Here is a 17,102-nt window from a genome sequence, read left to right on the forward strand (position 1 = left end):
TTTTTATGGCGCCGTTGGCTGCATCTTCCGCCACACCTCCACCGCCGTATCGGCAAAGGTACGAATACAGGGATTGGTATTCTCCTTGTTCCAGATCACGGCGACTTCGACCAGTGGCGCGTCGATCAGGGGTTTGAAGACGGTGGTGTCCAGGTGCATGGCCTGCATCGACGTCGGTACCAGGGCTACACCCAGGCCTTCGCCGACCAGGTTGACGATGGTCTGCTGCAGATTGGCTTCCAGCACGATGCGCGGACGGAAACCTCGCGACTGGCAGTGGTTGATGATGAGGTCGAATACCACCGGCGCGATCGTACGGGGGATGCTGACGAAAGGGTCCTCCGCCAGTTCTGCGGCGGAGATGGCCTCCTTGCCGGCCAGGCGATGCTCGCGTGGTAGCACCGCCAGCAGGGGTTCGGCATAGATGGTGTGGCTGTCCAGGCGGCTACAGTCCTCCGGGCGGTACATGATGCCCACATCCACCTTCTCATCCTCGATGTCGGCGGCCAGCAGGTTGGGGACGTATTCGGTCAGGCGCATGTCCACCTCGGGATAGGCGGCGGAATAGTGGCGCGTCACCGACGGCAGGATGTTGTAGGCCGAGGACATCATGAATCCCACCTTCAACGCACCGCTCTTGCCGGTGCTCGATGACGAGACATTACGTTTCGCCCGTTCCAGTGCCTTGAAAATTTCTGTAGTGTCGCGATAAAAATATTTGCCGGCCGAGGTCAGCTGGATGGCTCGTTTGCTGCGGTCGAACAATTGCGCGCCCAGCTCCCTTTCAAGGGCCGCAATCTGCCGTGTGAGCGGCGGTTGCGAGATATGCAGCAGCTCCGCCGCGCGTCCGAAATGCAGGGTTTCTGCTACGGTGCGGAAATAGGTGAGGTGTCTCAACTCGATCATTTGATACCTTCAAGGTATTGATTCTGTCTGTACATTGTATTGGAAGTCATGGGATTGTCTGGCTATTCTTTGCCGCAGACGTGCCATTGCGACACTTCTCCGGGCCGGCCACAAGCCAGACCCCGCGCATAAAGAGCCGCTCCGAGGGAAGACGGTTCGACAAAAAAGCAGTTCAAGACAGGAGACCATCATGCCGACACCCCCGGTAGAACAGCCCGTGGCTGAGAGTGACGTCCAGACCGCCGATACTGCCCATACTGCCCGCAGCCACCACTGCGCAGCTTCCCGCACCGCGCCGCGCTACCGTGACATCGACCAGTTGGCCGCGGGTGACGAGCTCATGCGCGATCTGGTGGAGCGCGGCAAGCGCCTGATTGATCGCGGCATTCCGGTGTTGATCCTGGGCGAGACCGGTACCGGCAAGGAATACCTGTCGCGCGCGCTGCATGACTACAGCGCGCGTCGCCAGGCGGCGTGGGTGGCGGTCAATTGCGCCTCCATCCCGGAAAGCCTGGCCGAGAGTGAACTGTTCGGTTATTGCAAGGGGGCCTTCTCGGGCGCACTGCCAGGCGGCATGAAGGGCAAGGTGCAGCAGGCCGATGGCGGCACGTTGTTCCTTGATGAAATCGGCGACATGCCCTTCGCCCTGCAAACGCGGCTGCTGCGGGTGCTGTCCGAGCGCGAGGTGATCCCGCTCGGTGCAATGCGACCGGTATCGGTCGATGTGCAACTGATCTGCGCGACCCACCAGGATTTGAAGACGCTGATCGGCGAGGGACGCTTCCGCGAAGACCTTTATTACCGTGTCGCGGGTGGCGTGCTGCGACTGCCAGCCCTGCGCGAACGTGCCGACCGTCGCCGGCTGGTGATGCAGATGATTGCCGACGAGCTGGGGGAGGCTGCCGACGAGAACGTCATCGCCCCGGCGGCCCTGCAGCGACTACTGGCCTATCCATGGCCGGGCAACCTGCGTCAGATGCATGCGGTGATCCGCTACAGCTGCGCGGTGATGAATGGCGGTCGCATCGAGTTGTGCGACCTGCCCGAAGAATTGATGCAATTCCAGGCGGTGCCGCTGGCCCAGGTCCATTCCATCGGCCGCACCGCCCAGATCCGCCCCTTCGCGTCACGAGCCGAAGGGGACGCCACGTCCGTAGTGCTTACCGGCGATCCGTACCGGGACGAGCGCACGCGCGTTATCGCTGCCTTGAATGGCAGTCGCTGGAACATCTCCGCCGCTTCGCGGCAACTGGGAATGTGCCGTGCTTCGCTCTACCGCAAGCTGAGGCAACTGGACATCCCGCACGTACGTGACCAGGCCATGCCGGCTTATGCCGTTGCCTGAAACGATATAAATCATATAAACGATATGTGGGCCGCGAGTGCGGTCCCTGCCCAACTTCTTTAGGAAATTCATGAAAGTCTTCTACGACAAAGACGCAGACCTGTCCCTGATCAAGAGCAAGAACGTGACCATCATCGGTTACGGTTCGCAAGGTCACGCCCACGCGCTGAACCTGAAGGATTCGGGCGTGAAGGTCACCGTTGGCCTGCGTAAGGGCGGCGCTTCCTGGTCCAAGGCCGAAAAGGCCGGCCTGAAGGTCGCTGAAGTGAACGACGCCGTCAAGGACGCCGACGTCATCATGATCCTGCTGCCCGACGAAAACATCGGCCAGGTCTACGCCGAAAACGTCGCACCGTTCGCCAAGCAAGGCGCCACCGTCGCCTTCGCCCACGGCTTCAACATCCACTACGGCCAAGTCGTGCCGCGCGCTGACCTGGACATCATCATGATCGCCCCCAAGGCCCCCGGCCACACCGTGCGTTCGACCTACAGCCAGGGTGGCGGCGTGCCGCACCTGATCGCCGTGCACCAGGACAAGTCCGGCAGCGCCCGTGACCTGGCCCTGTCGTACGCCACCGCCAACGGCGGCGGCCGTGCCGGCATCATCGAAACCAACTTCCGCGAAGAAACCGAAACCGACCTGTTCGGCGAACAGGCCGTGCTGTGCGGCGGTACCGTGGAACTGATCAAGGCCGGTTTCGAAACCCTGGTGGAAGCCGGCTACGCTCCGGAAATGGCCTACTTCGAGTGCCTGCACGAACTGAAGCTGATCGTCGACCTGATCTATGAAGGCGGCATCGCCAACATGAACTACTCGATCTCCAACAACGCCGAATACGGCGAGTACGTGACCGGCCCGCGCGTGATCAACGCCGAGAGCAAGGCTGCGATGAAGAAGGTGCTGGAAGACATCCAGACCGGCGAATACGCCAAGAGCTTCATCCTGGAAAACAAGGCCGGTGCACCGACCCTGATGTCACGTCGTCGCATCAACGCCGAACACCAGATCGAAATCGTGGGCGAGAAGCTGCGCGCCATGATGCCCTGGATCAAGGCCAACAAGCTGGTCGATCAAAGCAAGAACTGATCTGCCGTTTGCGCCAGTAACGCCACGGTTTGCCGTGGCGTTTTTCTTTCGGGCAGGAGGAAGCTCTTGTTCACTACTCTCCATCTCATTTTTTCTCTTCCACGGACAATTCGGTCCTGACACCTTCTATCCGCTTCTTGATCGCTTCCGCATCCTCGGTCCTGCCGGCGGCGACGGTGGCATCTCGTTCGGCCACCAAGCCTTGCAGGGTCTGCTTGAGTCGCATGATGCGTTGTGCGGATGTCCCCTGTGTGCCTTCTTCCAGTGCCTTCTGCAATCCGTCCACGAAGGAGCAGGTGTTGTGGAGATCGATGACATCCCCGAATGCCCGATAGATGGGATAGACGTTCACATCACCCTGCATGGAGCCATAGATCGCCAGCATTTTAGTATCGCGCATCTCGACGATCTTCTTATCAACCGCGGTCACGAGCATCTGCTTGTAGACCGTCTCGCTGATCAATGAGCGTTCGGAATTGCTGAACAGCGCCAGCGCGCCGAGGATGGACTTGCCCTGTGCACTGCCGGCGACTGCGGCTGCACCGGAAAACAGGCTGGTGGTAGTTCCCAGCGCAATATTCCACGATGCTTCCGTACCGTATAGTCCACGTCGGTAGCGCAGGCATTCCTCGGCGGAAGTCATCACCAGTGCCGAGACGGCTAGATTACGCTGCTGCGTGCACAGGCTACCTAGAGTGGCTTGATCGGCTGCACTCAGAGGGGCATAACATTTTTGCTCGGTAATCAACGTACCGGTCTTGCTCTTGAGGTTTTCGTAGGTCTTGGACAAATCCAGCGAACTCAGCGAGTGGACCGAATATGGTTGATAGACATGCGTGCAGGCACTCAGGAAAGGCAAGCAGAGCAGGAGCCCAAGGCCCCGATATGGCGACAGTGTGCGCATTGTTCCCCCATGGTTTTTGTTCGTGTTTTATCCCCAAGGACAGCTTAGTCAGGTTAAGCAGAAATGCAATGTCTATTTGAATTTTGGTTTCAATACGCCGTCCGGGCGGCGGTCAAGGTGGAAATGATGCTTGTCATCAACTTGACATAAATCCCCATTACCCTCACCCAGTCAAAAAGGGTTTAGCCAAGCGCCGCCGGGTCGGTGTCATGTTCAAGTGGGTGGGGATTGCGTAAGCCGTTATCGTTCGAGCCGAAAGGGATGCTGACCAGACTGCTCGCGGGCAGGGGAGTGTCGGCGGGCATGGTGCTGCTTGCCGCCGGCGTGCTGTCGCTGGTGTGGTACTTCACCATCATCCGTATCGAGAACGAAAAACAGCTCGCCATCGCCGGCTCCATCGCAGACAGCCGCAACGTTGCCGCCATTGTCTCGGCCAACCTGGATGAGGTGCTGGGCAAGACCCTGCTGTACTCGCGCATCGGCCAATCGATGCTCAATGGCGAGCAATCATCGTCGGCCTATTTCAATCCACTGTTCAACGGCGATTCAGCCTACCTGCGCGTGGCCATGTTCGATGCGCGTGGTCGGCTGGTCTATTCGTCGTCGCGCCAGAAGAGCGAGCCGGAGCTGAGCCGGCTCATCAACGCCGGCTACATGAGTTCGCTCACGGCGACGTCCGAGCAGAGCACCATGATCATCAAGCCCCCCATGGACCGCGAGGGCTACAGTTGGCGCGTGCCGCTATTGATTCCCTTGCAGGATGGCAAGGGCGCGCTGCAAGGCTTCTTCGCGGCCATCCTCGATCTGGGCTATTTCCTGAAGACCTACCAGGAAGTGAGTGTGGACGGCGCCAGCCGCATCGAGATCATCAACGCGGCTGGCCTGCAACTTGCGGAATTGTCCGGTGGCATCCTCTCCGGTGGATCCAATTATGCCGGCCAGGACTACGCCACCTTTCTGCTCACCGGCAAGGGGGATGGCCTGATCCACGCCTTGCGCCCGGGTGACCAGGTGCAGCATGTGGGCGTGCAGCGGCGCCTGGCCCACTATCCGCTGGCCGTGGTGGTGAGCCGCGATCCGCAGGTATTGCTGGGCAAGCTGTGGCCGGCGCATCGCCAGTATTACCTGCAGGCGATCCTGATTTCGCTGCTGGTGGTGGCCTTGTCGGGGGGCTTGATCAGCATGGCGCACCGGCGCCGCTATCTCTATGACAAGCTGCTCTACTCGGAGCGGGAGAAGAGCGGGCTGATCCATCAGCTGGAACAGGAAAAGAGCCGCGCCTACCAGCTTGCCTCGCACGATTACCTGACCGGCATTCCCAATCGTATGCTGTTCTATGAACTGGCAGCGACCGAATTGTCGCGGGCCCGGCGCAGTCGCAATCTGTATGCGCTGTTCTTCCTCGATCTCGACAAGTTCAAGCTGATCAACGATACCCTGGGCCACGCCGTGGGCGACGCGTTGCTCCAGGAGGTGGCGCGGCGGCTGCGTGCAGCCGTGCGCGAATACGATCTGGTGGCGCGCCTGGGGGGAGATGAATTCGTGGTGCTGGTCTCGGAAATCCGCAATGAGGAAATCGTGGCCGAGATCGCCGACAAGCTGGTCGACACCCTGCGTACACCCTACCTCGACCTGCTGGGCTGCGATGTCGAGACGGCACCCAGCATCGGCATCGCGCTCTATCCGCGCGATGGGCAGAGTATCGAGGCGCTGATGACCAACGCCGACTCGGCCATGTACACCGCCAAGAGCGCCGGTAGCGGGCTGTATCGTTTCTACGATGCCTCGCTCAATGCCATCGCCGTGCGCGGGCTGGAACTGCTGGGACGCTTCCGCCAGGCGCTTCGGGATAACGAGTTTTGCCTGCACTACCAGCCCAAGGTGGCGCTGCAGGATTATCGGGTGGTCGGCATGGAAGCCCTGATCCGCTGGCAACATCCGGAGCATGGCCTGATCTATCCTGGCGAATTCATCGGCCTGGCCGAGACCCACGATCTGGTGCAGCCGCTGGGCCACTGGATCATCGAGGCAGTGTGCCGGCAACTGGCGCAATGGCGCGCCGATGGTCTGCCGTTGATGCCGGTGGCGATCAATGTCTCGGCCAAGCAGTTGAATGACGAGCGCCTGATCGAGACCTTCCGCGACGCCTTGCGCCGCCACGGCCTGAGTGCCGAACTGCTGGAGATCGAGGTGACCGAGAGCTGCTTCATCACCGACCTGGAGCAGGCGCGCCAGACCCTGGAAAAGTTGCGCGACGAGGGCTTGAAGATCTACCTGGACGACTATGGCACCGGTTACTCCAGCCTCAGCCACATCAAGGCGCTGCCGGTGTATGCGCTGAAGATCGACCGCTCCTTCGTGCGCGACATTCGCAATGACAACAGCGACGGCATGATCGTAGCCTCCACCGTGACGCTGGCGCGTAACCTGGGGCTGAAGGTGGTAGCCGAAGGCGTGGAAACCAAGGAGCAGCTGATGCACCTGAAACTGATGGGTTGCGATGAGGTGCAGGGCTTCTACCTGCAACGTCCGGTGTCGGCGGCGCAACTGGTGCCGCTCTTGCAGAAAGGCAGGTTCGAGGTCACATGAAGACGCTCTTCTCCGGTCTGCCGACAGCGCGGGCGACGCGCATGTTGGGCGCCACACTGGCACTATTGTCCACGCTCGCTGCGACGCCTGCGCTGGTCGTGGCCAAGGGCGCCTGCGAGCGGCCCCAGCGCTTGCGTTTTTCCTTCGTGCCGCAGGGGCGGGACAGCGAGCAGCAGACTGCGCTCAATCCCCTGATCGATGAATTGCGGGAGCGGTTGAAGATGCCGGTCGATGTGGTGATCCCGACTTCCTACGGTGGCGTGATCGAAGGCCTGATCGCAGGCGCGGTCGATGTGGCGCGGCTGGGGCCGGCCTCGTACGTGACCGCCCACAAGGGGGACCCGCAGATTACGCCATTCGCGTCGATGGAACAGGTGGAACCCAATTTCGCCGTGCAGCGCGGCGTGTCGTCGGTATATTACTCGTTGCTGGTGACGCGCGCGCAGGGGCCGTATGACAGCGTGGCCTCGTTGGCCGGGAAGGTGCTGGCGCTGGCCGATCCCGACAGTACCTCGGGTGCGCTGATTCCGCGTCACCTTTTTGCGCGTCAGTACCAGCTGCAGCTGGACAGGTATTTTTCCCGCGTCGGTTATGCGGGAAACCACGAGCAATCGGTGATGGCGGTACTGAACCACCATGCCGATGCGGCTTTCGTGGCCAGCACCAATCTTTCGCGGATGATCAGCGACGGCAAGCTCAGGAAGAGTGACCTGCGCGTATTATGGCGCTCGGCACCGATTCCCTTCGACCCATTCGTCTATCGCGGGCAGCTGTGCGCCGATATCCGCAGCAAGATTCGCGCGGTATTCCTGGACAAGAACTCGCTACGGGTCAAGCTCACGCTGGACAGCTTGCGGGCTACCCACTTCGTGCCCGTGCACGACGCTGACTACCGCATCATCCGCGAACTGCCGTGAGGACGACTCACTCGGCCAGCAGCGTTTCGATATCGGAGACGATTTCCTCCGGACGCGTCTGCGGTGCATAGCGCTTGAAGACGCTGCCGTCGCGGCGCACCAGGAACTTGGTGAAATTCCACTTGATGGCCTTGCTCCCCAGGAGACCGGGTGCTTCCTTCTTGAGATACCGGAACAGCGGATCGGCCTGCTCGCCATTGACATCGATCTTGGCGAACAACGGGAAGCTGACGCCGTAGTTCTTTTCGCAGAAGGCGCCGATTTCATCGGCATTGCCTGGCTCCTGGGCGCCGAACTGGTTGCAGGGGAAGGCCATCACTTCCAGACCACGCGCATGGAACTGGCGGTGGATCGCTTCCAGACCGTTGTATTGCGGTGTGAAACCGCATTTGCTGGCGGTATTGACGATGAGCAGCACCTTGCCGCGCAGTTGCTCCAGCGGGAAGGTGGTCTGGTCTGCCAGCCGGGGCTGGAAATCGTAGAGAGTGGTCATGTGCTGGTCCTTTGGATTTCCCGTGATTTTGTCGCCGCCATTCTAAACCGCCGGGTCGCTGGCTGCATGGGCCTATGGCATATGCTCCCGTGCCGTGCGCTCGCTGATACGGCCCTGCTGGAGCAGCTGGGCCAGGCTGGCCTGCAGCGTCTGCATCCCGTGCGCCGCGCCGGACTGCATTGCCGAGAGCAGTTGCGCGCTGCGCCCCTCGCGGATCAGGTTGCGCACGGCCGGGGTCGCCACCAGCAGTTCGTGGGCCGCTACCCGGCCATTGCCGTCGGTGGTGGGGAGCAGGGTCTGCGCGATCACGCCCTGTAGCGATTCGGCCAGCATGCCGCGGACCGCTTCCTGTTCGACGGCGGGGAAGGCATCGATCATGCGATCCATGGTCCGCGCCGCTGAGGCGGTGTGCAGTGTCCCCAGCACCAGATGGCCGGTCTCGGCGGCGCACAGGGCCAGGCGGATGGTATCGGCATCACGCAGTTCGCCAACCAGCAGCACGTCCGGGTCTTCGCGCAGGGCGGCACGCAGTGCCTGCGCGACATCGGCGGTATGGGTGCCGATTTCGCGCTGGCTGATCAGTGCGCGGCGTGGTTCATGCACGAACTCGATGGGGTCTTCGATGGTCAGGATGTGCACCGCGCGCTCTTCGTTGATGTGACGGAGCATGGCGGCCAGCGTCGTGCTCTTGCCGGCCCCGGTGGCACCCGTGACCAGCACCAGGCCATGTGGACGCAGCGCCAGTTCGGCGCACAGCGGCGGCGCGGCCAGGGAAGCCAGGACAGGGGGCTCGCGCCCGAGATGGCGGATGGCAGCGGCCGGGCCGCGTTGCTGGTGGAAGGCGTGGACGCGGAAACGTCCCAATGTCGGCAGATCGAGGGCAAAGTCACATTCGCTGCCTTCGGCATAGCGCTGCTGGCAGGGCGGCGGCATCCACTCCAGCAGCAACTGCCGCAGCCGGGCAGTATCGATGGGCTGGAGGTTGATGCGACGGATGGCGCCATGGACCCGCAGCGCTGGGGGCAGGCCTGCGCAAAGATGCAGGTCAGAGGCCTGATTTCTGACGGCAAATGCCAGTAGGGTGGCAATGTCCATTTATAATCCCGGCAAGGATCACACTATCAATCTGTTTATTTCCCCGCAGGCTCGCCCCTTCCGGCCCCGGATTATGTCGTCAATCGCTCAACACTTGCAACAGGTGCAACAACAGATCGCCCGCGCCGTCGAAAAAGCGGGACGTGACCCGGCATCGGTACGATTGCTGGCCGTCTCCAAGACCTTCGGCCCTGAGGCCGTGCTGGAAGCGGTGCAGGCCGGGCAACGGGCCTTCGGCGAAAACTATTTGCAGGAAGCGCTGGACAAGATGGCCGCCATGCCGGCCCTGGCGCCCGGTGTGATGCTGGAGTGGCACTTCATCGGCCCCATCCAGAGCAACAAGACGCGGCCCATCGCCGAGCACTTCGACTGGGTGCATTCGGTGGACCGCCTGAAGATCGCCCAGCGCCTGTCCGAACAGCGGCCTGCGGAACTGCCGCCGCTGGACATCTGTCTGCAGGTCAATATCAGCGGTGAAGAAAGCAAGAGTGGCCTGACGCCGCAGGAGCTGCCCGCAGTCGCGGTGGAGGTGGCGCGCCTGCCCCGATTGCGCCTGCGCGGCCTGATGGCGATCCCGGCACCCAGCGAAGAACAGGCCGCGCAGCGAGCCGCCTTCGCCGCCGTGCGCCGGCTGTTCGAGCAGTTGCGCGCCGACGGTCTGGCGCTGGACACGCTGTCCATGGGCATGTCGGCCGATCTCGACGCTGCCGTGGCCGAAGGGGCCAGCATCGTGCGCATCGGCAGCGCCATTTTCGGGGCCCGGCATTACGCATGAGCGGGCCGGACCAGCACAATATCCATTCCGGCGATACACCGGATACACCATCTACGAGACACAAGGAGCGGAAGTGAAGATAGCGTTTATCGGCGGCGGCAATATGGCATCGGCCTTGATCGGCGGACTGGTCGGCAAGGTCGCGGCGGCAGAAGACATCCACGTGGTCGACCTCAATGCCGATGCGCTCAAGTCGCTGGCGGACAAGTTCGGCGTCTCCACCGCACAGGCCATCGATGGCGCCATCACCGGCGTGGACGTGGTGGTGCTGGCAGTCAAGCCGCAGCAGATGCGTGAGGTGGTCGCCACACTCAAGCCCTTCATCGGTGCGCAACTGATTGTCTCGATTGCCGCCGGCATCCGCATTGTCGACATGGAGCGCTGGCTGGATGGTCATCAGGCCATCGTGCGCGCCATGCCCAATACCCCGGCGCTGATCGGCCAGGGCATCTCCGGCGTGGTGCCGCATGCGCAGGTTTCCACGCTGCAGCGCGCACAGGCCGATTCCATCCTCAAGGCGGTGGGAGAGACCTTGTGGCTGGGCAGTGAAGAGCAGCTCGATGCCGTCACCGCCGTGTCGGGCAGCGGCCCCGCCTATGTGTTCTACTTCCTTGAAGCAATGGAGCAGGCCGCAGCCCAATTGGGCCTGTCGCGCGAAGATGGTCTGCAACTGGCCAAGGCGACTTTTGCCGGCGCCACCGAACTGGCGCGTCGTTCCGATGAATCGGTGGCGACCCTGCGCGAGCGCGTCACCTCCAAGGGGGGAACCACCTATGCGGCGCTGACCAGCCTGGAGCAATCCGGCGTGAAGGGCGCCATCGTCCAGGCCCTGCAGGCAGCGGCCACGCGCAGCAAGGAGCTGGGCGACGAATTCGGAAAGGCCTGATGAGACGGGCGGTTTCTTCTGGAGCCCTGCTGGCGGGAGTCTTGCTGCTGGGCGGTTGCGCATCCACGGCCGACAGCGATGGCTATTACACCGTCAAGCGCGGCGATACCCTCTACAGCATCGGCCGCGACTTCGACCAGAACCCGGGCAACCTGCGCGCCTGGAACAAGTTGCGTAATCCGGATGACCTCGAGGTCGGGCAGCGCATCCTGGTGCGCCCACCGGCCGGCGTGGTGGCGCGCACCGGCGCCGGTCAGAGCAGCCGTCCTGCGGCGTCCTCAAGCCCGACCCGCAAGCCGGCGGCCCGACCGGCCACCAAGCCCGCGACCAAGGACGACGACGATGCCCCGGCCCCGGCCGACGCCAAGCTGGACTGGATGTGGCCCACCCAGGGAAAATCCGCCCCCAGCGCGGACAGCTACAAAAAGGGCATCGATATCGCCGGCAGCGACGGCCAATCAGTGGTGGCTGCGGCCGCAGGCAAGGTCACCTATGCCGGTCACGGCATCCGTGGCTACGGCAACATGGTGATCATCAAGCACACGCCGCAACTGCTGTCGGTGTATGCCCACAACAAGAGCATCACGGTCAAGGAAGGCCAGATGGTCACGCGCGGCCAGCAGATCGCGACCATGGGCAACAGCGACACCAACAAGGTGAAGCTGTATTTTGAAATCCGCCGCAACGGCAAGCCGGTCAACGTGATGGCCTTGCTGCCGGCACGCTGACCGGCGCGCTGCACCTCACTAAAGATCAGATTCAGGAAAAATCAGGAACCCCCATGGCCAAGCTCGAAGACATCGTCAGAAAACAGAAGACCGGTGCAACCTTCGTCATCAGCGCCCAGATGCTGCACATGAGTCCAAGCGAGTTCGATGCCATCGCCCAGGCCTGGGACGATGACGGTGGCCCCGGCTTCAACGTGACCGGCGTGCCGTTCCGTGTGGTGGTGGATGGCGAATTCCTCATCAGCCGGGTGACGGTGGTGCGAACCACTGCTGAGGTGTAGACAGGTCCGCGCGGCGTCAGCCCTCACGCTGCAAGCGATAGACCACCGTATCCAGCGCCGTCAATCCGCGCTCCAGGAACTTCGGTTCCTTCTCCAGGATATCCCGGCGGTCGATTGCCACGGCTTCGCTGTGCGGCGCGTAGAGCCGTTGTACTTCTTCTTCCGCCACCGAGAAGGGCGGGCCATCCATCTTCGGCTGGTCGTATTCCAGCGTGATCAACAGGCTGCGGGCCTGGGCCGGCAGGCGGCCATAGATCTCGGCGACATAACGCGCCCGCATCTCCGGCGGCAGGGCGATCAGGGCGGCACGGTCGTAGGCGCCGGCACAGGCCGCCAGGGTGGCGTCTTCCAGCAGGAAGATATCGCCACACACCAGCTCGATGTTGCCGGCCACGTAGTGCCGGCCCTGGGCGCTTTCATGGATCGCCGGTGTCAGCTGGTTCTCGCTGAAGAACTGGGTGATGGCCAGTTCCGACAGTTCCACGCCCAGCACCCGGTGCCCCTGCTGGGCCAGCCACAGCATGTCCAGTGACTTGCCGCACAGTGGCACCAACACCGTACTCCCGTCTGGCAAGGCCAGTTGCGGCCAGTATTTTTGCAGCAGGGGCGTCACGCGCTCCTGATGAAAATGCGTGCGGCCTTCGCGCCAGCGTTCCAGCCAGAATTGCGCTTCCATGTCGTCTCCTGTTCCCGTATCGGCGCCCGATGCCGCTTCAGCGCATCAGGTAATCCAGCGCGACGCCGGCGAAGATCGCCGCGCCCAGCCAGTTGTTGTTGTTGAAGGCCGCGAAGCAGCGCATGCGGTCACGTTCGCGGATCAGGGTGTAGTGATACAGCGCGAAGCCGCAGGCCACCAGCATGCCGGCCGAGAACCACAGGCCCAATCCGTATTGCAGGCCGACCACCCACACCAGCGCCAGCGCCACGGCGTAGCACAGCATCACGGCCAGCACATCGTGGCGGCCGAAGGTGATGGCGGAGGTCTTGATGCCGATCTTCAGGTCGTCGTCGCGGTCCACCATCGCATATTCGGTGTCATAGGCCACGGCCCAGAAGATGTTGGCCACCAGCAGCACCCAGGCTGCCAGCGACACCGTGCCGGTGACCGTGGCGAACCCCATCGGGATGCCGAAGCCGAAGGCAATGCCCAGGTAGGCCTGGGGAATGGCGAAGAAACGCTTGAAGTAGGGATAGGTGGCCGCAATGATCACCGCCGCCACCGACAGTTGCAGGGTCAGTGTGTTGAGCGGCAGGATCAGCAGGAAGGACAGCAGCGCCAGCACACCTGCCACCATCAGGGCTTCCCAGGACTTGATCTTGCCGGACGTCAACGGCCGCTGCTCGGTGCGCTTGACGTGGCGGTCGAAGTCGCGGTCGGCGTAGTCATTGATGGCGCAGCCGGCCGAACGCATCAGCGCGGTGCCCAGTACGTAGATCAGCAGGATGCGCCAGTCCGGCGGGCCGCCTGCCGCCAGCCACAGGGCGATCAGCGTGGGCCACAGCAAGAGCAGGATGCCGATGGGTTTGTGGGCGCGTACCAGCAGCGCGTATAGCCTTAACCTGTCCATTCGATGTCCGCAAAAACGAAAGTCCGCATTATAATTCGCCTCGCTGTTTGCGCACTGTCGTGCTTTTTTGGTGGTGAGCTGCATCAAACATAAATTTTATAAAAACAGCCTATCCGTTTTGAGACATTTCCAGGTTTTGTGCTGCATAGCCGCAGATTTTTCCTTTGCAGTGGCCGGCAAGGGCCGCTAATGTAACGCCGCTGTCATGGAGCGTTGTTAGCATCAAAACCCCTTTTTTGAGAGGTCCCCTCTGATGAACATGATGAAAACACTGATCGCGACCGGTGTCCTGGCGACGATCACTTCCTCCGCCTTCGCTGCCACCGAGATCAGCTGGTGGCATTCCATGACCGGCGCCCTGGGCGAGCGTGTCAATGCCCTGGCCGACGACTTCAACAAGAGCCAGAGCGACTACAAGGTCGTGCCCGTCTACAAGGGGACCTACGACGAATCGATGTCGGCTGCGATCGCCGCCTACCGTGCCGGCAATGCACCGGACATCCTGCAGGTGTTCGAAGTGGGCACCGCCACCATGATCTACGCCAAGGGTGCGGTCAAGCCGGTGTACGAGGTGATGCACCAGGCCGGCGAGAAGTTCGACCAGAACGACTACGTGCCGGCCGTGGCGGGTTACTACTCGACCCCCAAGGGCATGATGTCCTTCCCCTTCAACAGCTCCACCACCATCATGTTCTACAACAAGGACATGTTCGCCAAGGCTGGCCTGGATCCCGAAAAGCCGCCCGTGACCTGGCAGGAATTCGTTGGCATGGCCGCCAAGATCAAGGCCAGCGGCGCCTCCTGTGCCTACACCACGACCTGGCAATCCTGGGTGCATTTGGAATCGTTTTCAACCTGGCATAACGTCGAGCTGGCGTCCAAGAACAACGGCTTCGGCGGCCTGGATGCACGCCTGAAGATGAATAGCCCGCTGCACGTGCGCCATATCGAGAACCTGTCGAACTGGGCCAAGCAGGGCTACTTCACCTACGCCGGCCGCAAGGACGAGGCCAATGCCAAGTTCAACGCCGGCGAATGCGCCATCATCACCGGTTCCTCCTCGGCCTACGCCGATATCCGCAAGAACGCCAAGTTCAAGTTCGGCGTGGCCACCCTGCCGTACTACAACGATGTGCAGGGCGCACCCCAGAACACCGTCATCGGTGGTGCTTCGCTGTGGGTGATGAACGGCAAGAAGGGCGACGAGTACAAGGGCGTGGCCAAGTTCTTCAGCTACCTCTCCAAGCCGGAAGTGGCCGCCAAGTGGCACCAGGATACCGGCTACCTGCCGGTAACCAAGGCCGCCTACGAGCTGACCAAGAAGTCCGGCTTCTATGAGCGCAATCCGGGTACCGACGTGGCCGTCAAGCAGATGATCGTCAAGACCACCGACAAGTCGCGCGGTCTGCGCCTGGGCAACTACGCCCAGGTCCGTACCGTGTTCGATGAGGAACTGGAAAACGTCTGGACCGGCAAGAAGAGCCCCAAGGAAGCCCTGGATTCGGCCGTCAAGCGTGGTGACGAACTGTTGGTCCGCTTCGAAAAGGCCAACAAGGGTAACCAGTAATTCCGTCAGTCCCGCCCCTGCATGCCTACCGGCATGAAGGGGCCGGAAGCGGCGATGGCGCTCCGGCAACGGGGCCCATCGCCGGTTTCCATTTCCAGTCATTCAAACTTCTTTGACGCCGGGGAACCCGGCAGGAACGATCGTGGAAAAACGCGCGCGATTCACCTCTAAGTGGTTGCCCTATCTGCTGGTGGCGCCGCAGATCGTGATCACCTTGCTGTTCTTTTTCTGGCCCGCCGCGCAGGCGCTGTACCAGTCCATGCTGTTGCAGGATGCCTTCGGCGGCTATTCCGAGTTCGTCTGGCTCGACAACTTCAAGACCCTCTTCGGCGATCCGACCTACCTCGAATCGTTCCGGACCACGGCGGTCTTCTCGGCGCTGGTGGCTTTCTTCGGCCTGGCGGTGTCGCTGCTGCTGGCAGTCTTCGCCGACCGTGTGCGGCGCGGCGCCTCGATCTACAAGACCTTCCTGATCTGGCCCTATGCGGTCTCACCGGTGGTGGTGGGCGTGCTGTGGATGTTCCTGCTCAGTCCCTCGCTGGGCATCCTCTCGCACGTACTGAGCTGGCTGGGCCTGCCCTGGGACTACATGATCAACGGCACGCACGCGATGATCCTGATCGTGATCGCCGCCATCTGGAAGCAGATCAGCTACAACTTCCTGTTCTTCCTGGCTGGCCTGCAGTCGATTCCGAAGTCGCTCATCGAAGCGGCCGCCATCGATGGCGCCGGTCCGGTCAAGCGCTTCTTCACCATCGTCTTCCCGCTGATCTCGCCGACCACCTTCTTCCTGTTCGTGGTCAATGTGGTCTATGCCTTCTTCGATACCTTCGTCATCGTCGATGCCACCACCCACGGCGGCCCCGGCAAGGACACCGAGATCCTGGTCTACAAGGTGTTTTCCGATGGCTTCAAGGGCGGCGACCTGGGCAGTTCTGCAGCACAGTCGGTTGTGCTGATGGCGCTGGTGATCCTGCTGACGGTGGTGCAGTTCAAGTACGTCGAGAAGAAGGTCCAATACGCATGAACACCGTCACCACCATGAATACCATGAAGATTGTCCGCCAGGAGGTGGCAGCATGATCGAACGTCGCCCCATCCTCGATTTCCTCAGCCATGTGGTACTGGTGCTGGGGGTGCTGATCGTGTTCTTTCCGCTCTACGTGGCCTTCGTGGCCAGTACCCAGACCGCCGAGCAATCGGCCCTGTCGCCACTGTCGCTGGTGCCGGGCGGGGAGCTGGTCAACAACTACAGCGCCGTGCTGTTCAAGGGCGCGTCCGGGCAGGTCACGGCGCCGCCGGTCCTGCACATGCTGTGGGTGAGCCTGGCCACTGCGCTCATCATCGCCATCGGCAAGATTTCCATTTCCATGCTGTCGGCCTTTGCCATCGTGTACTTCCGCTTCCCCGGTCGAGGCCTGTTCTTCTGGATGATCTTCGTCACCCTGATGTTGCCGGTAGAGGTGCGCATCACGCCGACCTACCAGGTGGTATCCGATCTGGGCATGCTCAACAGCTATGCCGGCCTGAGCGTACCGCTCATTGCGTCGGCCACGGCGACCTTCCTGTTCCGCCAGTTCTTCCTGACGGTGCCGGACGAACTGGCCGAGGCGGCGCGCATCGATGGCGCCGGCCCCTTGCGTTTCCTCAAGGACGTGCTGTGGCCCTTGTCGCGCACCAACGTGATCGCGCTATTCGTGATCATGTTCATCTATGGCTGGAACCAGTACCTGTGGCCGTTGATCATCGCCACCGACCCCGGCATGTATCCGATCGGCATCGGCATCAAGACCCTGATTTCCGGCGGCGATTCGGCCGTGGAATGGAACCTCGTGATGGCCACCATGATCCTGGCCATGCTGCCGCCCGGCCTGGTGGTGGTCGTGATGCAGAAATGGTTCGTCAAGGGCCTGGTTGATTCCGAGAAATAATTCATATCATTTACGACGCCCATTGACGGC

Annotated in this window: 17 protein-coding genes; 11 read left to right on the forward strand and 6 right to left on the reverse strand. The window is 61.9% G+C overall.

Annotation, left to right across the window (positions count from 1 at the left end):
• Positions 1 to 3 precede the first annotated feature (3 nt).
• Positions 4 to 906, reverse strand: coding sequence for a LysR family transcriptional regulator (locus ACEOAC_RS05160; protein WP_413444997.1), 903 nt, complete (start codon positions 904 to 906; stop codon positions 4 to 6).
• A gap of 190 nt (positions 907 to 1,096) precedes the next feature.
• Between ACEOAC_RS05160 and ACEOAC_RS05165 the strand changes: the two genes are divergently transcribed.
• Positions 1,097 to 2,251 carry a sigma-54-dependent Fis family transcriptional regulator gene (locus ACEOAC_RS05165; RefSeq protein WP_413628716.1) on the forward strand — a complete coding sequence of 385 codons (1,155 nt, stop codon included), beginning with the start codon at positions 1,097 to 1,099 and terminating at the stop codon, positions 2,249 to 2,251.
• Positions 2,252 to 2,321: 70 nt separating this feature from the next.
• The gene (ilvC, locus tag ACEOAC_RS05170; RefSeq protein ID WP_413444953.1) at positions 2,322 to 3,338 is read left to right on the forward strand and encodes a ketol-acid reductoisomerase; all 1,017 of its coding nucleotides are present in this window, start codon (positions 2,322 to 2,324) and stop codon (positions 3,336 to 3,338) included.
• 85 nt (positions 3,339 to 3,423) lie between these two features.
• Here ilvC and ACEOAC_RS05175 read toward each other — a convergent pair whose 3' ends face one another.
• Positions 3,424 to 4,128, reverse strand: coding sequence for a hypothetical protein (locus ACEOAC_RS05175; protein WP_413444954.1), 705 nt, complete (start codon positions 4,126 to 4,128; stop codon positions 3,424 to 3,426).
• Between the two features lie 417 nt (positions 4,129 to 4,545).
• On the opposite strand from ACEOAC_RS05175, the gene ACEOAC_RS05180 reads away from it, so the two are divergent.
• Positions 4,546 to 6,831, forward strand: coding sequence for an EAL domain-containing protein (locus ACEOAC_RS05180; RefSeq protein ID WP_413444958.1), 2,286 nt, complete (start codon positions 4,546 to 4,548; stop codon positions 6,829 to 6,831).
• Entirely contained in the window at positions 6,828 to 7,748 is a 921-nt protein-coding gene (locus tag ACEOAC_RS05185) for a phosphate/phosphite/phosphonate ABC transporter substrate-binding protein (protein WP_241812236.1), read from the forward strand. Before ACEOAC_RS05180 ends, ACEOAC_RS05185 begins: the two co-directional genes overlap by 4 nt.
• A 7-nt stretch (positions 7,749 to 7,755) precedes the next feature.
• On the opposite strand, the gene ACEOAC_RS05190 is transcribed toward ACEOAC_RS05185, so the two are convergent.
• Together ACEOAC_RS05190 and ACEOAC_RS05195 are read right to left on the reverse strand one after the other, a co-directional pair.
• The gene (locus tag ACEOAC_RS05190) at positions 7,756 to 8,241 is read right to left on the reverse strand and encodes a glutathione peroxidase (RefSeq protein WP_413444955.1); all 486 of its coding nucleotides are present in this window, start codon (positions 8,239 to 8,241) and stop codon (positions 7,756 to 7,758) included.
• A gap of 72 nt (positions 8,242 to 8,313) precedes the next feature.
• The gene (locus ACEOAC_RS05195; protein WP_413444956.1) at positions 8,314 to 9,336 is read right to left on the reverse strand and encodes a type IV pilus twitching motility protein PilT; all 1,023 of its coding nucleotides are present in this window, start codon (positions 9,334 to 9,336) and stop codon (positions 8,314 to 8,316) included.
• Between the two features lie 73 nt (positions 9,337 to 9,409).
• On the opposite strand from ACEOAC_RS05195, the gene ACEOAC_RS05200 reads away from it, so the two are divergent.
• The 4 genes from ACEOAC_RS05200 (at position 9,410) to ACEOAC_RS05215 (ending at position 12,006) form a co-directional block, all read left to right on the forward strand.
• Complete coding sequence (locus tag ACEOAC_RS05200; RefSeq protein WP_413628717.1) at positions 9,410 to 10,111, forward strand: YggS family pyridoxal phosphate-dependent enzyme; 702 nt, start codon at positions 9,410 to 9,412, stop codon at positions 10,109 to 10,111.
• Positions 10,112 to 10,184: 73 nt separating this feature from the next.
• Positions 10,185 to 10,997: a pyrroline-5-carboxylate reductase gene (proC, locus tag ACEOAC_RS05205; protein ID WP_413445895.1), complete on the forward strand. Its 813-nt coding sequence runs from the start codon at positions 10,185 to 10,187 to the stop codon at positions 10,995 to 10,997.
• Positions 10,997 to 11,725: a peptidoglycan DD-metalloendopeptidase family protein gene (locus ACEOAC_RS05210; protein WP_413628718.1), complete on the forward strand. Its 729-nt coding sequence runs from the start codon at positions 10,997 to 10,999 to the stop codon at positions 11,723 to 11,725. The genes proC and ACEOAC_RS05210 overlap by 1 nt, the downstream gene beginning before the upstream one ends.
• 53 nt (positions 11,726 to 11,778) lie before the next feature.
• Positions 11,779 to 12,006: a hypothetical protein gene (locus ACEOAC_RS05215; protein ID WP_006462013.1), complete on the forward strand. Its 228-nt coding sequence runs from the start codon at positions 11,779 to 11,781 to the stop codon at positions 12,004 to 12,006.
• 16 nt (positions 12,007 to 12,022) lie between these two features.
• Here ACEOAC_RS05215 and ACEOAC_RS05220 read toward each other — a convergent pair whose 3' ends face one another.
• Together ACEOAC_RS05220 and ubiA are read right to left on the reverse strand one after the other, a co-directional pair.
• Positions 12,023 to 12,682, reverse strand: a complete 660-nt coding sequence (locus ACEOAC_RS05220; RefSeq protein ID WP_413444890.1) for a thiopurine S-methyltransferase — start codon at positions 12,680 to 12,682, stop codon at positions 12,023 to 12,025.
• A gap of 37 nt (positions 12,683 to 12,719) precedes the next feature.
• Complete coding sequence (ubiA, locus tag ACEOAC_RS05225) at positions 12,720 to 13,574, reverse strand: 4-hydroxybenzoate octaprenyltransferase (RefSeq protein ID WP_413444889.1); 855 nt, start codon at positions 13,572 to 13,574, stop codon at positions 12,720 to 12,722.
• A 253-nt stretch (positions 13,575 to 13,827) separates the two neighbouring features.
• Between ubiA and ugpB the strand changes: the two genes are divergently transcribed.
• The 3 genes from ugpB (at position 13,828) to ugpE (ending at position 17,072) form a co-directional block, all read left to right on the forward strand.
• The gene (ugpB, locus tag ACEOAC_RS05230) at positions 13,828 to 15,141 is read left to right on the forward strand and encodes a sn-glycerol-3-phosphate ABC transporter substrate-binding protein UgpB (RefSeq protein WP_006462020.1); all 1,314 of its coding nucleotides are present in this window, start codon (positions 13,828 to 13,830) and stop codon (positions 15,139 to 15,141) included.
• A gap of 142 nt (positions 15,142 to 15,283) precedes the next feature.
• Positions 15,284 to 16,168 (forward strand): sn-glycerol-3-phosphate ABC transporter permease UgpA, encoded by an 885-nt coding sequence (gene ugpA / locus ACEOAC_RS05235; protein WP_006462021.1) that lies wholly within the window; start codon positions 15,284 to 15,286, stop codon positions 16,166 to 16,168.
• A gap of 52 nt (positions 16,169 to 16,220) precedes the next feature.
• Positions 16,221 to 17,072, forward strand: a complete 852-nt coding sequence (gene ugpE, locus ACEOAC_RS05240; protein WP_006462022.1) for a sn-glycerol-3-phosphate ABC transporter permease UgpE — start codon at positions 16,221 to 16,223, stop codon at positions 17,070 to 17,072.
• The last annotated feature ends 30 nt before the right edge of the window (positions 17,073 to 17,102 follow it).

This window comes from Herbaspirillum frisingense, from assembly GCF_047325095.1.
Lineage (GTDB): Bacteria > Pseudomonadota > Gammaproteobacteria > Burkholderiales > Burkholderiaceae_D > Herbaspirillum > Herbaspirillum frisingense.

Coding starts and splice junctions, on each gene's coding strand:
- ACEOAC_RS05160 (WP_413444997.1), bottom strand. CDS start 906: ATGATCGAGTTGAGACACCTCACCTATTTCCGCACCGTAGCAGAAACC.
- ACEOAC_RS05165 (WP_413628716.1), top strand. CDS start 1,097: ATGCCGACACCCCCGGTAGAACAGCCCGTGGCTGAGAGTGACGTCCAG.
- ilvC (WP_413444953.1), top strand. CDS start 2,322: ATGAAAGTCTTCTACGACAAAGACGCAGACCTGTCCCTGATCAAGAGC.
- ACEOAC_RS05180 (WP_413444958.1), top strand. CDS start 4,546: ATGGTGCTGCTTGCCGCCGGCGTGCTGTCGCTGGTGTGGTACTTCACC.
- ACEOAC_RS05185 (WP_241812236.1), top strand. CDS start 6,828: ATGAAGACGCTCTTCTCCGGTCTGCCGACAGCGCGGGCGACGCGCATG.
- ACEOAC_RS05190 (WP_413444955.1), bottom strand. CDS start 8,241: ATGACCACTCTCTACGATTTCCAGCCCCGGCTGGCAGACCAGACCACC.
- ACEOAC_RS05195 (WP_413444956.1), bottom strand. CDS start 9,336: ATGGACATTGCCACCCTACTGGCATTTGCCGTCAGAAATCAGGCCTCT.
- ACEOAC_RS05200 (WP_413628717.1), top strand. CDS start 9,410: ATGTCGTCAATCGCTCAACACTTGCAACAGGTGCAACAACAGATCGCC.
- ACEOAC_RS05210 (WP_413628718.1), top strand. CDS start 10,997: ATGAGACGGGCGGTTTCTTCTGGAGCCCTGCTGGCGGGAGTCTTGCTG.
- ACEOAC_RS05215 (WP_006462013.1), top strand. CDS start 11,779: ATGGCCAAGCTCGAAGACATCGTCAGAAAACAGAAGACCGGTGCAACC.
- ACEOAC_RS05220 (WP_413444890.1), bottom strand. CDS start 12,682: ATGGAAGCGCAATTCTGGCTGGAACGCTGGCGCGAAGGCCGCACGCAT.
- ubiA (WP_413444889.1), bottom strand. CDS start 13,574: ATGGACAGGTTAAGGCTATACGCGCTGCTGGTACGCGCCCACAAACCC.
- ugpB (WP_006462020.1), top strand. CDS start 13,828: ATGAACATGATGAAAACACTGATCGCGACCGGTGTCCTGGCGACGATC.
- ugpE (WP_006462022.1), top strand. CDS start 16,221: ATGATCGAACGTCGCCCCATCCTCGATTTCCTCAGCCATGTGGTACTG.